The organism is Massilioclostridium coli (assembly GCF_900095865.1).
In the GTDB taxonomy this organism is placed as follows: Bacteria; Bacillota; Clostridia; order Oscillospirales; family Ruminococcaceae; genus Massilioclostridium; species Massilioclostridium facile.
The window spans coordinates 934,970-951,653 of record NZ_FMIZ01000007.1 but is presented as its reverse complement, the minus strand read 5'-3'; the positions used below and the strand labels follow the sequence as shown (position 1 = coordinate 951,653).

The window sequence follows — 16,684 nt, the reverse complement described above, 5'->3', positions numbered from 1 at the left end:
GTTATTTATTCTCCAAACTGTTCTTGAATTTCTGCGTAATACGGAATCGAATCCGCTGCGCCAGAGCGAGATACCGTAATAGAGGAAGCTTTTGATGCCAATTCCAGCGCCTGTTTTGGCGTGGAGCCAGTGAGCAGGGCGTTAGCGAAATAGCCGGTAAAGGTATCCCCCGCCGCGGTGGTATCCACCACATTAGATGGGTAGATTGGATGAGATTCCATACCATCCCCGTCATAGTACATTGCCCCCTCTTTCCCCAAGGTGAGCAACACCGCTGTATGGTAGCGGTTATATAAGGTAGTTAAAATCTCTTTTGGTTCGGTTTTGCCAGAACACTGCCCGCCTTCCACCTCATTGACAATCAACAGGTCGATATATTCCAGAGGATACTCTAGCAACTTTTGCTCAAATGGGGCGGGATTGAAGATAATTTTCATTCCTTTATCATGCGCCTGGAGGATGATTTCTTTTAAAGAGGAAATCTCGTTTTGCAGAACGACCACATCTCCTGCTGTAAAGTGAGAAAGGACTTCGGTGACATCTTCTGGTGTTATCATCCGATTGGCTCCCCCATATAGGATAATACTGTTTTCCCCTTTCCTGTCCACCTGAATAATGGTATGACCGGAAGCGCCTTCAATGGTTTGGACATAACTGCAATCCACCCCATGCCGTTCCAGTACATCTAAAAGAAGTTTGCCATCCTGTCCAACTTTTCCAGCATGGTAAACCTTCGCGCCGGCTTTTGCGAATGCGATGGACTGATTCAGCCCTTTTCCGCCGCAGAAAATATCTCTTCGGTTGGAGCTGATGGTTTCTCCTGGCAGCACCAAATGATCCAAAGAATACACATAATCAATATTTAAAGAACCAAAATTCAACAGTTTCAATTGTATCACCTTCACTTCAGTTTCGCAACCTGATTACACACTAAATCGACAAATTTTTTTCGGTCCACCGCAAACGCTACATTAGCGTTAGGGGTGCGGCCGGTTTTATGATAATAGTCTACAACAGTACATCCTGCCGTATATTCCCCTTTTGTTTCCACCGCCACATTTACCGGTACCATTGTAAACAGTTCCGGCTGGAGTAAATAGGCTGCCACGCAGGGGTCATGCATGTGCATTCCTTCCACATGGTCTGGCGGAGCCAGAACTGGTTGCAGTGAATGGACGCCATGGAACGCCACCATTTTCGCCAGCAGCTTCCCGGTACGGTTGCTCAGCTGGCTCAGCCGCTGGATATCCTCCTGATAAAATTGTGCCTGGCGAGTGACATCCAATCCAAACATCTCAATGGGCACTCCGCTTTCAAATACAAGTTTTGCAGCTTCCGGGTCCACTGCTATATTAAATTCCGCACAGGGAGTTAAATTTCCACCATAGTAGGCTCCTCCCATTAATACAATACGCTGGATATTCTGTTTTAATTCAGGATAAGCAGCTAAAAAAATCGCAATATTGGTTAATGGCCCTGTGGCTGCTATGATAATTCCAGGAGTTTCTGCCACCAATTCTCCCATTAACTGTATAGCAGATTTATTGGTATGAGGTGCTGGACTTTGTTCCAGCACGACCTCCCCCAAGCCGGTATCTCCATGAATATCCCCCGCAATCAACAGTTCACGGTAAAGAGGTTTTTGTGCCCCTTGATATACTGGAATTTGCTCTTTTCCCATCAAATACAATAGGTTGCGGGCATTGGCATAGGTTTTGGAGGGTAGCTGGTTCCCTGCACAGGTAGTAATCGCCTTTAGGTCAATCTGTTCTGCTGCTGCCAGTACCGCTATGGCGACAGCATCGTCAATTCCTGGATCACAATCTAGCAAAACAGGAAGTTTCATATGATTCCATCCTCCTTTTCTCATACTTTCTATTGAAAACAGGAAAAATGCCTACTATTCATATTAGATAGCCATTTATTCCTAACAAAAAACAATTTCCATTCCAAATAGATTTTTGAATAATCTTTCAATTCCTTTATAATTTTTTCTACCCATAATATCGCATGTTTATTATTTATTGATAAACGAACAAAGTTCCATCTTATTTTACTATGATAGAACAAAAGTTGCAATAAAAATACGTTGATATTCATATTTCGTTCAATTTCTCATCTGGACAGGAAACAAAAAAGCCCTGACCTAAATCAGGGCAATGATATTTATTCTGCATCCGCTTTCCACAAACCGTGAAGGTTACAATAAGCGTAAGCAGTAACCAGCTTATCCCCTGGCACAACCGCAAAATTGGCAGTGGTACTTTCGCCTGGTGCTAAATGCCGGATTTGGAATCCGTGTTTGGTTTCCACCGCTACCCATGTAATATAGTGTTCTTCTGCCATTGGATGTGGTGTGGAACCAACTGATACTGTAACAATATTTCCATTTACTGTTACAACAGGAACGTGTTTTTCCACAGCAGCGTCCACAGAACCAGGAACCAGCTCGGTCATTTTTTGCCCACAACAAACAACTGGAACCCCTTTATCCTCTACCAAAGTAACAATATTACCACAGTGTTCACAAATAAAAAATCTTTGTTTCATAATGCTCATCCTTTCATGGATCAAATAACATCAAAAGTTGTTCTTAGTAAATATGGTATCCACCATATTTACTATCATACACAAGATCTATTTTGATAAAATAGATGATATCTTTATTGTACATCATATAAAAAAATTGTCAAGTATATCCAGAAAAATAGCGTTTACCGCCAAAACAATAGATTGCCAAATAATAAATCCATCGTTTGTGGATACCTTAATAAGGTATCGGAAGAGATCACAGCAATCGTTACAGCCGCAACTCCTAATTGGATAACAAACTATTTGGCTGGATGAATAGCATCACGAATTTTATCCTTCCAAAACAGTTCACAAGCAGCCAATATAAAATCACTGCATATTCCAGCAATAGCTGTAAGTTGCCCAATACAATTCCTTGAAGGCGAAACGCCAAAGCATCTATATGGAAATATAAGGCTGTAATTAGGTAAATAGTAAATACCAAAAATTTTATGATATTTACCAAGCTGCCAAATAAAAACAAGGCTTCATTTTTTTGCACTGACCTCTTGGCTTTCCAATACGCGCGATTATGGAACCCTGCCAAAACCTCGAATAGGAGAACTACAAAAAGGAAATACTGGCAGATAAAATCGGCTAATCAGTGGGGAAACCCTGTGTCGAACAAACAGCGAAAGAGCATTATTATCCCCGCAATCAACATATCAATTATAAGCATATGAGATTGACTGTATGAAACCAAAAAGTTCTAACTCTCCTTACTCTTCATGTTCTCCTGTGGCAAATAGTTCATCAATCGTAAGATGAGGAAAAAATTTTGCCTGAATGATTTTGCACTCCATCAGCTTCAAACGGTCTGGATGGTTGAGTTTAGCGGACATAGTAGCTGGATTCACCCCAATTGCATCTGCCAACATATGGCTTGTGACCCTCTTCCTGGCCATCTCTGCCCGAAGGTTTGGAAACATAGCGTTTTCTCCTTTCCAAATTATTACTTTTCTTCCATTATAATCTGGTTTCTCTAGGATGTCAATAAAAACACAAAAGATATTTTTAAAAACAATATATTAAATTATAAAAAACAAAACAATTGGGAAAATAAAACAATCAATCAAAATAGGAGGAGAAAAAATGGAGCAAAAAGAACAGCAAAAATTAAAAAAGATTATTGTAACCCGTTATGGGAGTATCCAAGATTTTTCAGAGAAAAACGATATTCCTCCTTCTGTGTTGGAAAAAATATACAAAAAAGGAGCTGGAAATTTAGGAATTACTACAGCTAGAAAGCTCTGTAATAGTTTAGGAATTGACTTGGATGCTCTGGCGGAGGGAAAGGTAAAACAACGGAAACCCCGAAACAACAGAACGAATTTCCTTTCTCAAAATAATCCATAACATACAGCAAAACCGGTACAAAAAATGTACCGGTTTTACTGTGCCATTTATGGCAGGAAAAGAAACTAAGGATAATAGATGAAGGTAATCGTAATTAATGATTGCGCTTTCTGCGGATGCCAACTACAGCTGCCGCGGATGCGCCCAACAATGCCAATGCCCCTGCGATTGGAAGAACATCGCCTGTTTGTACATGACCGCCATTTCCACTGCCGCCATTGCTGCTTCCACCATCACCACTGGATGGGTCGGATGGTTTGGAAGATGGATTTTCTGGTTCAGAAGGTTCAGACGGAGTTGGATCCGGGGTTTCACTGGACAATGTAACGGTTGCATATGGCTGAATGGTCACTTTGCCCATCAAACCGCTATTAACGGATTTTCCAATTGCATTCGCTAACAGGGAAGCTACTCTGATTTCCAAAGTATTTTCACCTGGTTTTACATAGTCTTTCAAATCTACTACATAATCAATCTGGTCACAAGTATCAATTTCTTGACCATTGATGATAATAGAATAGGTATCACTCAAATCTTCCAGTTTCAAATATGCGCCAAGTTTTTCATTGGTGGAATCCAGGGTAAAGGTGGTGTGATAGGTTCCAATACCCGAAACATTCCCGCCTACAGCCTCAATTTCAGACCAAGGAACCAAATCTGTTTTGCCTACCTCAATAATTTCTTTGTTGGTTGCCAGGGCATTGCCTTCCCCTGCTGTCCAACTCTCTACTGTGAGGTTCCAATCGGTCAGTTCCTGTGCCGCTGGGACATCTGCTACAGTTCCATTATAAATGGTTCCATCTTCCAGAAGGGCATGGTAGTTGCCATTTGCGGTAACTTTTCCTTCTAGGGCTCCATTGTTATAGCTAGTATCGATATTATTTTCATAAATCACATTGGATTTTGGTGCCGCAACGCCCATATCTTCTTCAGAAGCCATCGCTATAATGGTAGTGTCGCTATCTGGAAGGTCAATACTAACCTGGGCACCGGTTTCTGTTTTGGTGTAGTTGGTAATTGGTGTTACTTCCCCTGTCCAAGAATTCAACAGGTACGGAACGCCAGACCCCGTCAGATTTACGGTAAAGCTTTCATCTTTACCAGTGCCAGTGGTAACAGAACTTTGGCTTAGTTGGGCACTGGAGTTGAAGAAGTAATAGTAGTTGGAATTTCCTTCCTGGCGGCGGATGGTTTGTACATCATCAATAGGAGTAGTAAATTCCGCTGCTGGGGATACATTAAATTTTTCCAGAGCTGCTGGAACATCTGCATAGCTAGCTACCTGTAAAACCGTATCACAAGCCAGCAGTTCATTTAACGCCTGGGCAAATTCCGCATCCGTTTCTCCTTCATATAGGCCATGGGTTGGCAAGTTTCCAATAAAGACAATTGGCAATCCTGCCTGTGCATAGGTTGTCATATTTTTGATAATATCAATTGGCATAGAATCCAATGGATCGCTCTTTTTATCTGTAGTGTTATCAACTAACATCGCACGATAACCAGGACCTTCTGGATTTAACACACCGTCTTTTACGATAGCGGAATCCAGCTCAAACAAACCTGGAGTATAGAACTGATAAGAATAACCCGCATCAGCCAATAGGCCATCGTCATAATAGAACTCTGTTACGCCTTTTTGCCAAATAGCCGCATTGTATTCCTGGCGGTAAATGGCAATATCCGTTTTTTGCACGCCCTGTTGCAATACATATTGGGTGCGGTTAATATAACCGGTAATATCGTTGACATTTTCCCAAGATGGCATACGGGAACTCCATGGTCCAGAGGTTCCAGTTCCAAATGCGTGGTAACCTGGCCACTGCACTTCTGGGGAGAAGGCATAGGAATAGCCGTGGAGCATATTCTGGTTTACCCCTGCCGCCATATTTCGATTCATGGTTGCCAATAGGTCATCATATGGGTAGGCGTAGCAACTACCATAAGTAAAGGATGCGCCTATTTCGTTGGAAAGCAGCTGTTTTCCACCCATATCACGTCCTGCCGCCATTAAGCGGTAACGGTCGGATTCATTGGTAAAGGTCAATGGTTCCCCTTCTGGAATATCAATATACGCGCTGGCTTTACCGGAATCAACAATCGCGCCGTAAGCCTGCATACGGTAACCCATACCATAAGTTTCGTTAGCCCAATTGGAGAAAGTCTGAATACGATTTTCAATGATCATATCACTCTGGGTGTCCAGATAATCCTGGCGGACTCTTCCAACAAAATTATCCTCATCTTCATCAAATACGAAAATAGCCTGTTCACCACTATCGTTTTCCGCTTTATCCAACCCCATTACAAATGGGAGGGATTCCTGTACACTATATCCACAATTGTTTTGGAATTCTTCTTCCATGTTGGTGGACCATGCGGTCAGCCCTTTTAACTCCAAAGAATCCTCAAAGAAATAACCTCCAACTTCACGGAGTAGTTGTTTAATTTCGTCTGTGAATAACGTATTGTCCAAATAATTGGTAATTGTTTCCGCACCCGCTACAGAAAGATGGTCTACTACCCAGCAGGATTTTCCTGTATCTTTGGTAGTATCCGTATAATCCATAAACTGGTAGCTTCCGTCTACTGATTGCCCTGTACCACGGCTGTAAACAGAGATTAAAACATAGGTATCTTCTGTATCATTGGTATAAGTAACGTTAAAGTTTTCTTTATTTACCGCATCGGTATTGGTGATTTCCTGATAAGTATCTTTATCCAAAGTGTACTGTTCTCGATCTACCAGATTGGAATTGAACATCCCCTGTACGACTTTTGCAGTACCTTCTTTTACTAATTTAGCAACATAAACACCTTTCAGTTTATTTTGAATCACTGGGCTGTCAGTTGTAACACTAACTGGGTCAATTATACCGGAGAAGCTTTCACCTGGCGCTATTTTCTGAATCCCATAGGTTAACTCTTGAGCAGCTTCGTCATCATTTGGAGTGATTTCGTTAGAAGAAACCGGCCAATGTGGCCCAAGAGTAATATCCACCTGGAGACCGTAGTCTTTTGCTGCCTGTAATACAGTCAACAAAACCTTTTGCCAGTTTTTTGAACCATAGAGAAAACTTCCATCCTCATTTCCAGCTTCTAGTGTATCCTGCTCTGTTTCTGTTAAGCTGCGCACGTCAGCAAGTTCAATACCACCATAGCCCGCATCCGCCATTTCTTTGATTTCACGTCGAATTTCCTGTAAGCCTTCTTCACTGGAAGCAGCCCATGCCCCTGGCATCCAATATCTTGTTTTCAATTTGGATTGATTTCCCTCTGGGGAGGAAAATTCTGCTGCGAAGCCCTGTGTTTCAGCGGAAACTGGAACCACTGTTGCGGTAACGGATGCTACCATAACAGCCGCAAGCAGAGCCGACATCCCTTTTTTCCATAGTTTCATTTCAAAAAACTCCTCTCTTTTTATTGAATTTACCTATCGTGGTAAATTCAGTATATCATTTTTACAAGAAAAAGTTTAGTTGTTTTTTTGCAGTTTTGTGGTTGTTTTTATGCCTGTTTACCAGATTAAGGTTGAAAACTTATATTTTTTTAGTATAATATAGAATGGAAAGGAAGATCTAAAATGGCAATTAATATGCATACTTATATTCAGTTAGCACATAAACAAATGGATCAATATCATATTCGTTTTTCAAAACAAACGCCCGATGAACGCAATACAATCAAGCAGCAAAACTTATCACGGGGTTACCATACAATTGAGGATAGTCAATGGTTTGTTCATGGACTTGAAGCAATTGTAACACTACATGATTACCGGTATACCAATACCAATCATGGCTACCCACATAATCATGATTTTTTTGAAATGAGCTATGTTTATCAAGGGAATTTTTATAATCAGATCAACCAGGAACAGGAAATTATACAGCCCAGCAATACTCTGGCATTGCTTAGCCCAAACGCCATCCATAGTTGTTGCATTAAAAAGGAAACCGATATTGTGTTTAATATTTTGATGAAGCGTAGCCTAGTAGAGGAAATCTTTTTGCGGATGTTATCGGAAAACACCATTCTATTCCGTTTTTTTATGGATTCCATTTATAATGTACATCAAAACCAATCCTATTTGATGTTCCAATGCAATGACCATTTGACCAATCTGGTACAAGAAATTATTCAAGAACATTTTGACCAGAAAGAATTTAAAGAAACCATTATTGTAGCAAAATTAATCCAGCTATTCGCGGAACTCTCTCGTATTTATTCACAACAAATCGAACAATTTCAGACCCTCTCTCGGCATGATAAAAACACAAAAGAGATGATGGATTACATCCAAAAAAACTATGCAACTATTTCATTGGAATCCCTCTCTGAAGCATTCCATTATTCTACAGAATATACTTCTCGTACGATAAAAAAACAAACTGGCCAAACATTTAGCAATATTATCCGGCAGATACGATTGGAAAAATCCTGCTATTACCTTGCGAATTCTGACCTTCCAGTGGAACAGATAGTAGAAATTATTGGGTATCATGATATCCGTCATTTTTATAAAATCTTTAAAAAGGAATATCAGCTTTCGCCAATTCAATACCGGGAACAAGCCAGAAAAAATGGATTTTTTTTGCCCAAACAACCTGCGTTTGAAGCGATAGCTGAATAAAATCATCCAAATAATTTCCAACAAGTTCGTCATACATCTATAAAGATGCGATATATCTTATAATATATCATAGAAAACAATAAATCCGAACCCATCGCCAACCGGCACAAGGTTCGGATTTATTCGTTGTGTCTAAGAACTACAAAAAAGATATTTTTATTTTGAAAGAATAACAAGACATTGAAATAATATATCTAATCTACGTATTTCTTCAAAATATATTTTTTCTTGTTCAGAAAAATTATTTACTCCTAATGTGTTTGCAATATGATTTCTTTTTTTATCTTGTTCTTCCTGAGATAAAAGATGATCAAGATAAATACGATAATCATGTAAAATGTAAAGTGGTGAAATTATCTCATTAATATTAATCTCATTTGATATATCATTACTTAGTTGTCTTAAAATCTCTTCAATTAAACGAATTGATTTCCATTTATCGTAATCTTTATCATAAGAACTAGCATATAAACGTTTATATAAAGATTTTAAACCCGATACACTGAATCCTTCTATAAGAATTTTATCGAAGGCATTAATTACTTCGGATATACTCTTTTCGTCAAATACTACTGGTCTTTTTACGTTTGCCCTCTGAAGTTCACATTCATTTTGCAAATGAGACAATTCTATCCCATATTTTTTCTTAATATTCGTAATAAAACTCTTTTTGTTTAAAATAATTTGCTGCTCTTTTATTGGTTTGCTAGGAATACAATTCATTTGAGCCTGATAAAATTCTGAATCAATAAGTAAGTGATCTGACTTCACATTGAAACTTTTTAAGATCCCTTGGCTCATATCATCCATTGAGTCAATATCTCCTAACCAAAATATTAATTTTTCATTTGTATTAAAGCCAAAAGGAACCGCCCATTCATATTGGTAAAATCCCTCTTTATCATTTTTTCTAATGTATCCATATGATTCAGAAAACATATCAACATCATAATCTAGATCTGCTATAAAATAAAGTAATGCTTTTTTATCAAAATATACTGGTGTGAGAAAACCCTCTTCAGAATGTTCAAAATCATATCTTAACCCAGGTATACTTTCATAATCTTTATAATCGTATATAAAATTTTTATTTGATGCATAGTTATATATTTTATTATAATCTCTTGATGTACTGTAAATTTCTCTATTCCCTGTTCTTTTCAATTCACTATATAATTCACATAAAATTTCTTGTGCAAAACGACTATAATATATTTCACCACACGTTTTACACTTTAACATCGGCATTTCCTCTATGTCCATAATTTTATCAAGCACATTTACACAAACGTGTTCCATATCCACTTCAACAATTCCATCACATTTGGAACATTTGCTCATAAAGTATAAATTCATTACTTTTTCAAATTCTATTTCCGTTTGGTAATAAAACATCTTCATATTTATCTTTTCCTTCCAACAATATTATTGTAAACACCTATAAAACAGTTTACTTTTTTACTATTAGGCAACTTATATTCCAGCAGAAAGATTGAATATACGATATAGAAATTTAATTAAAGCTGAAATAAGATTTATTCTTTAAAGACAGATATGATAGTAATTGCAAAAGATTTGAACTAGATTTCGCAAGTAAAGACTAATTCTTACGATAGTTTACCAATCTCAAAAATCTCCTTCCCGCACATTAGAAATAATAAGAAACTCTTGCCTCTACATCTATTGGAAAATTTCATTTTTAAATTCCAATTTTTATCCTTTGTTTAATCTATTTATATAAATTAGTATTACTTAAAAAATGATTAAGCTTTTTCAACTCCTGCTTAATTTCTTTTAATTCATTTAACTTTTTTAATATATCTTCCTGTTCAGTACTCACTGAATAAAGTACAGCATAATTTTCTAAATCAATATAAAAATCAGTTTTATATGATTCTCCATTAGATTCATATAAAATAATTCCCTTCGCTGGGAGTTTTTTAGGATTTTCTCGATATTTATTTGTGCCGAAAAAAAGGTCATAATGTTGCCCAACTCCAATAACACATGATTTTTTACTCTGTTTTTTCAAGAGATCAGAAAAATCTGTTTCATTAAGATTATCTATAAAAGTTGAATCAAGTAAAATTTTTACATTATGGGCTGTATATTTACCATGATTTACAAAGCGTAGGCCATAAAAAGCACGTTTTTCATATAAAAACTCTACTTCAATGTTTGTTCTATTTTCTTTTATATATTGCTTACGCATTTCGTTTAATTGAGCTTTGGAAGCATTTGCAGATCTAATATTGGCCCAACAAATAAAAATTGTTGCTACCACATAAACTGCAGTTATAAAAAAAGTCATAGAACCACTATTCTTATTCAACCAAGAAATGACATCTATTTTGATCACCTCATTATAACAATTATTTTGATTTAATGCTATTAATTACTAATATATTTTACCAAAATTCATCTATTACTGTAAAGTATATTTTTTCACTTTTTTCAAACTTCTTGTATCACTTCATATCCCCCTACAAATACAATTCTGATTCTTTGTTTCGATTCTACTACTACTTTTTCTAATATCTGACGGACAATTTGGTCATTAAATTCGATAGGTTGGTATTGTAATCGGCTTAATGTATTACTTATTTCCTCCAATCGAGAATTTGTTCTCTCCTGTTTTTCTTCGTGCTCCTGGCATTCTTCTAACTGCTTTTCTAATTTTCGTTTTTGTGCGATCAATTTCTCCAATTTCATTTCATTGGTTTCTCTGTCTTGTATGTCATCTGTTATTTGGCAGAGAATTGAATTAAATTCAGATTCTATTTTTTCGATTTCAATTTGTAGATTAAGCCTATTTCTTTCACCACAGTTACTTGTCCCTATTCCCATTCCAATATTTATTTTTAATACTTCTAAAACATCTGCATTTTGTTTTGCCATTTTTACAATAGCATTCATAATAGCATTTTGCAAACTGCTTTCTTCCATACTGGGCGAATTCTTGCAATATTTCTTTCCAAAATCTAGTCGGTTGATACAACGCCAAACAATTTTCTGTTTTCCTCGTATATTCCATGTACATCTTCGATATGGTGTCCCACATTCTCCGCAGATGAGTAATTCTGTCAACGCATATTTGCTTGAGTATTTTCCATTTTCCGTTTTTGTTCCTACCCGTTTTACTTTCTGTTTTCCAGATCTTCTCGCAAGTTCTTCCTGGACACGTCCGAAGGTTGCTCTATCTATAATGGCAGGATGGTTATCTTCTACATAATATTGGGGACGCTCCCCACAATTTATTTTTGTTTTTTTACTAAGGCAGTCTACTACATAAGTTTTATTGAGCAACGCATCCCCTTTATATCTTTCATTTTTAAGAATTGATTTTATCGTTGAGGTTTGCCATATCTCTTTGCCAGCCGGCGTTGGAATGTTTTTCTCTGTTAAATATTTTGCTATTTTATTCAAACTATCTCCCATCAGAAAGCGATGATAAATTTCTTTAACAATTTCTGCTTGATCCGGATCAATTTCTGGCTGACCATCCTCTCCTTTTCGATATCCAAGAAAATTTTTATAGTGGAATGAAACATTTCCCTTTCTTGCGCTTTGTTCTTTACCCCACCGGACGTTTGCACTGATATTCTCTGATTCACTTTGAGCAATGCTTCCATATATGGTGATATAAAACTCAGATCCATTTTGTATACTATGAAGCCCTTGTTCTTCAAAGAATACATCTACGTTTAGTTCTTTGAGCAACCTAACATAATGGAGGCAGTCTACAGTGTTTCTGGCAAAACGGGAGATTGACTTTGTTAGAATCAAATCAATTTTATTCCGCTTGCACATCCGTATCATTTGCAAAAATTTATCACGTTTCTTGACGCTTGTGCCAGTGATGCCTTTATCGGCGAATATCCCTACCAGTTCCCATTCCGGTTCATTGTTAATTTTTTCTGTATAATACTTTCTCTGCACCTCATAACTATTTAATTGTTCTTCTTCCTTGGTTGAAACTCTACAGTAAGCAGCCACACGTAGTTTTTTAGTTCCTGTATTGATTGGATCGGAAAGGTTCGTTTTGGCTGGAATATACCGTACTGTTTTTTTCATTTTCCGTTTATTTTCCATATGATCACATCTTTGAGTTAATTACTTGACCATTTTTTAAGATCAAGTTCACCTTATTGCTTTTATCAAATTGAATAGCTCTAACCGTTTTATGGAACAGTTCTGATGAAAAAACTGAAAGCGGATTTGATTGTTCAAAATCCGCTTTCAGTTGATTAGTAATGTATTCATTAGAACTCAAATTATTATATTTAATAGCAGCGCATTCCAATGCTTTTTGCTGTAATATCTTTTTGTTAAAATCATACCCTTCGATCATTTGAAAAATTTCATTTTCTAATTGACATACTTTTTTAGATTCTATCAATTGAATTTTTGGTTGTTGTATTAAATCTGGATTATAAATTATTGTATTAAGTATTTCTAAAATACTTTTTATAAAATCTATGTCACTAATTTGAACTTCTTTTTTACATTGCCTGTTTTGACAAATCCATTTTTCTTTACATTTCATACGGCAATTATGCATCCTTTTCATGAATCCACCACAATAAGAACAGCATACAGGAACTTGAATCTGATAAATATCTGATTGACGATTTATTTGTTTCTGTGTATTTCTTTTTAGTTTTAATTCTTGTACTTGCTCATATAACAGTGTATCTACAATTAAAGGATATCCTTGTTGTCCAGTATAACGTTTATCTTCGATAATACGTTTTACTTTGGCTTTATTCCAATTAGTAGTACCAGGCATATATTCAATATTTTTATAATTTAATTCATTTGAAATTGCTAGAAGCGATTCCCCATTTAAATAAGAGTGAAAAATCAACTTGATTACTTTTTCTTCTTTCGGATGTGTGATGATAGATCCATTTTGATAGCAATATCCAAATGGAATGTTTCTAATTTTCATAGCTTTTACTTCCCTCACTCATCAATTTTCTCAGTTAACGTAAGCCCTCCGATTAAGGTGAATTTCAACTCATTTTGATTGAGTACCACTATTTTATCTACTATTTGTGAAAATAAATTCTCATCAAAATGATATAATTGATAATGTTCTAACAACTCGTTCAATTCTTTTAATTCATTCAGTTGCTTTTCGTCCTTGTTATTCGATATATTTTTACGTCGTTCTATTCGAAGCTGATTGATTTGATTATTGATTTTTGAGGATTGTTCTGTAAATTCTATTGTATTTAGAATTCCCTTATTATATAGCTTTGAAATAACATGATTCTGTGAACTCAAATCAGCAATTTTTTGATCTATCAAATGCGTTGCTTTTTGATTTTCATTTGTTTTATATTGTATACATTCCATTTGATGAACTAAACTGATTAAAATATATTTCCTATGCATTGCTAATTTAAAAACCAACTTACTAAATGTATGATAAATATCATTTTCACGAATCCATTTACTTTTGCAATCTGTTCTTCCTGCTGCTTTATAGGAACATAGCCAATAAGCAATTTTTCGTACAATCTGCCTGCGATAAGTATGACCACAATCTACACATCGAATTATTCCGCTTAAAGGATATTGCTTTCTCTTTCCCGCTTTATTATCTTGCATTCTAAATTTTTGTAGTTGCTTAACACTTTCATAAATTGGTTTAGTTATAATGGATGGATTGCTATTTTCAACATAGTATTGAGGCATTTCTCCTTTATTTTTAATTTTTCGAAATGGTAATGTAGTTGTAGTGTACATTTTTTGAAGTAATGCATTACCTATATATCTTTCGTTATTTAAAATATAAGTAATGGTAGAACTATACCATTTCTTATTTCCATACCTTTTACAGATGTTATTATTATTCAAACTATTTGCAATCGCTTGTTTACCAAACCCTTGCAAATACATATTGAAGATCTGTTGAACAATTTGTTTTTCTACGTTATTGACGATTAACTTGTTTTCCTTCATATCAAAGCCATACGCTGGTCGGCAACAATTGAAATCACCTGATTCCATACGTTTTTTATAACTCCAACGCATGTTTTCTGATATACTCTGGGATTCCTGTTGCGCAATCATTCCGGGAAATGTTACGATCATTTCTGAGTTTAGCTTATTACTATCAATTCCCTCTTTTTCAAAGTAGATCGCAATCCCATACTCTTTTAACATACGCAATACAATCAATAGATCCTGTGTATTTCGTGCGAAACGTGATACCGATTTTGTAATGATTCGATCAATATTTCCTTTCTTACAGTCAGTTAATAAGCGGTTTAATTCATCACGTTTGTTCATACAGGTTCCACTCAATCCCTCATCCGCATAAATATCCACTAGTACATATTCAGGATGATCCTTGATGTAATTGGTATAATATTGTATTTGCGCTGCCAATGAATGTATTTGATCTTCAGAGTTGCTGGAAACACGGCAATATGCAGCTAATTTACATGGTTGTACTGTCTCTTTGTCAGTGAGTAGTTCTGTTACGGTTTTCATCATTTTCTCCTTTCTGTTGTGTTGGTTGCCACCTGTTTTGTGGCAACCAACACACTACCACAAGAGTTCAGATACATCCAGCAAAAATAAAAAAGTTATCAGTTTAGACATAAAAAAGTTTTTCACCGTAATGACTCATGATCATTTTTATGATGTCATGATATTCTGTGGAAGTAAGTAAATTCATCTCAGATAATTTATTCAATAAACTTATGCTGTAATAGATAGAAGAATAATTCATTGCCCTTTGTTTATCCATAACTATCTCCTCTCATATATTCACTCAGATGGAAGTAAACCTATGCTAATCAACAACGCTTCCTCAACTTTTTTCATTGTATGTTCGTCCAATGTACTCATCAAATTAATCAAACGCATTTTATCCACTGTCCGTATTTGTTCCAACATGACAAATGACTTTCTATTTAAATGTCCTTTTGGTATGTAGACATGTGTTGCCAAATGACTGCCTCGTCGGCTGGTAATTGCCGCTATTATGGTCGTTGGACTATAATGGTTCCCTTTATCATTTTGTATGATCAGTACGGGACGACATCCGCCTTGTTCTGATCCACGGGTTGGCTCTAAATCTGCAAAATAGATTTCTCCACGTTTTACTTCTTTTATCATTTATGTCCTCCTAATAAGTAAACACAAAAATGGCAGCTTATTATTCACAAACTGCCATTTTTTATTGTTTCATTTTATCTTTTTTCGTTTATTTGTCCTCGACACCCTAACGACTCAGGAATATATACAGCGGGTCTAGCATACCTCTCACGGGAATTGCACCCCTGCGCTCATCACCCAGCAGCCCTCAGGCTGGTGTATCATTATCTCTTTTGCCTGTCATCGCTTTTTTGGACGCTACCCCAAACAGCTTGTTGCTTCCACAACGACAAAAGTTACGTACTGTATATATTGATATTCAGTTGTCAAAGTGCTGTGAGAAATTGTTTCCTCACCCAATGCACTTTTAACCACGGGGTGACCACCCATCAAAAAATATTTTTTTCAATTTTTTTGTAGCCGTATAAATACTTTTCCACACTGCATTCTGATGAACACCTTCCTGTTTGGCAATTTGGCGGGTAGAAAGGCCATAAATAATGTGTAGAAGGAAACGCCTTTTTTGAATATCCGTTAAGGAGCTATCTTTTAATAATTCAGACGCTGATTGGAATGCCAATTCTTTTTCCAGCTGTTCTATGTAAGTATCTTCTAATGTATCCTTGGAGCAAAGATTTGTTTCTTCCAATCGATGAATCGAAACATTTTTCTTTGTAACTCTATGGTCTGTTTTGGATTGTTCATAATAAATTTGGTCTGATATAGCTTTCAATTTCTGAAAATCTTGTTCAGTTTTGCCTGGGTTCTCTTTTAGGTAATCTTCCAATGTAACCTCAATCGTTTCACTGTTAAAACGATATACGATCCCTTCACTGAATTTGTTTACTGCATAGTCGCTTTTACGATAATTATTCATAATAAAACCTCCATCAATAAAATTTCTTTAGAAAATTTCATTGACGGAGGGTCACGACATCCGTAGCTATATTTTCGTAAAAAAGCATAGAAACCAATACCAAGTTTACCGAGAGCACACTTGATATTGGTTTC

Annotated in this window: 14 protein-coding genes; 2 read left to right on the top strand and 12 right to left on the bottom strand. The window is 36.2% G+C overall.

Going from position 1 to position 16,684, the window contains the following annotated elements; all coding sequences use genetic code 11:
• Window positions 1–5: 5 nt before the first annotated feature.
• The 4 genes from BQ2683_RS09535 to BQ2683_RS09515 form a co-directional block, all read right to left on the bottom strand.
• Complete coding sequence (locus BQ2683_RS09535; protein WP_338061274.1) at window positions 6–899, bottom strand: ribokinase; 894 nt, start codon at window positions 897–899, stop codon at window positions 6–8.
• Window positions 900–901: 2 nt separating this feature from the next.
• A complete protein-coding gene (locus tag BQ2683_RS09530) occupies window positions 902–1,846 on the bottom strand; it encodes a nucleoside hydrolase (protein ID WP_069988783.1) in 945 nt (314 codons plus the stop codon).
• Between the two features lie 320 nt (window positions 1,847–2,166).
• Window positions 2,167–2,550, bottom strand: coding sequence for a desulfoferrodoxin family protein (locus tag BQ2683_RS09525; RefSeq protein ID WP_069988782.1), 384 nt, complete (start codon window positions 2,548–2,550; stop codon window positions 2,167–2,169).
• Between the two features lie 740 nt (window positions 2,551–3,290).
• Window positions 3,291–3,500, bottom strand: coding sequence for a hypothetical protein (locus BQ2683_RS09515; RefSeq protein ID WP_069988780.1), 210 nt, complete (start codon window positions 3,498–3,500; stop codon window positions 3,291–3,293).
• Window positions 3,501–3,663: 163 nt separating this feature from the next.
• Here BQ2683_RS09515 and BQ2683_RS09510 point away from each other — a divergent pair, with 163 nt between their 5' ends.
• Entirely contained in the window at window positions 3,664–3,927 is a 264-nt protein-coding gene (locus tag BQ2683_RS09510; protein WP_069988779.1) for a helix-turn-helix domain-containing protein, read from the top strand.
• A 94-nt stretch (window positions 3,928–4,021) separates the two neighbouring features.
• Here BQ2683_RS09510 and BQ2683_RS09505 read toward each other — a convergent pair whose 3' ends face one another.
• A complete protein-coding gene (locus BQ2683_RS09505; RefSeq protein WP_069988778.1) occupies window positions 4,022–7,327 on the bottom strand; it encodes a glycosyl hydrolase in 3,306 nt (1,101 codons plus the stop codon).
• 183 nt (window positions 7,328–7,510) lie between these two features.
• Here BQ2683_RS09505 and BQ2683_RS09500 point away from each other — a divergent pair, with 183 nt between their 5' ends.
• On the top strand, window positions 7,511–8,560 hold the full coding sequence (locus BQ2683_RS09500) for an AraC family transcriptional regulator (RefSeq protein WP_069988777.1): 1,050 nt from the start codon (window positions 7,511–7,513) through the stop codon (window positions 8,558–8,560).
• A 156-nt stretch (window positions 8,561–8,716) separates the two neighbouring features.
• Here the strand turns inward: BQ2683_RS09500 and BQ2683_RS09495 are convergent, their stop codons facing one another.
• The 7 genes from BQ2683_RS09495 to BQ2683_RS09465 form a co-directional block, all read right to left on the bottom strand.
• Entirely contained in the window at window positions 8,717–9,961 is a 1,245-nt protein-coding gene (locus tag BQ2683_RS09495; protein WP_069988776.1) for a hypothetical protein, read from the bottom strand.
• Between the two features lie 328 nt (window positions 9,962–10,289).
• Window positions 10,290–10,892 (bottom strand): hypothetical protein, encoded by a 603-nt coding sequence (locus BQ2683_RS09490; RefSeq protein ID WP_205408147.1) that lies wholly within the window; start codon window positions 10,890–10,892, stop codon window positions 10,290–10,292.
• A gap of 122 nt (window positions 10,893–11,014) precedes the next feature.
• Window positions 11,015–12,652: a recombinase family protein gene (locus tag BQ2683_RS09485; protein ID WP_069988774.1), complete on the bottom strand. Its 1,638-nt coding sequence runs from the start codon at window positions 12,650–12,652 to the stop codon at window positions 11,015–11,017.
• Between the two features lie 4 nt (window positions 12,653–12,656).
• Window positions 12,657–13,511, bottom strand: coding sequence for a recombinase family protein (locus BQ2683_RS09480; RefSeq protein ID WP_069988773.1), 855 nt, complete (start codon window positions 13,509–13,511; stop codon window positions 12,657–12,659).
• Between the two features lie 14 nt (window positions 13,512–13,525).
• A complete protein-coding gene (locus BQ2683_RS09475) occupies window positions 13,526–15,064 on the bottom strand; it encodes a recombinase family protein (protein ID WP_069988772.1) in 1,539 nt (512 codons plus the stop codon).
• Window positions 15,065–15,343: 279 nt separating this feature from the next.
• Entirely contained in the window at window positions 15,344–15,694 is a 351-nt protein-coding gene (locus BQ2683_RS09470) for a type II toxin-antitoxin system PemK/MazF family toxin (RefSeq protein ID WP_069988771.1), read from the bottom strand.
• Between the two features lie 346 nt (window positions 15,695–16,040).
• Window positions 16,041–16,550 (bottom strand): sigma factor-like helix-turn-helix DNA-binding protein, encoded by a 510-nt coding sequence (locus BQ2683_RS09465; protein WP_069988770.1) that lies wholly within the window; start codon window positions 16,548–16,550, stop codon window positions 16,041–16,043.
• Window positions 16,551–16,684: the final 134 nt, after the last annotated feature.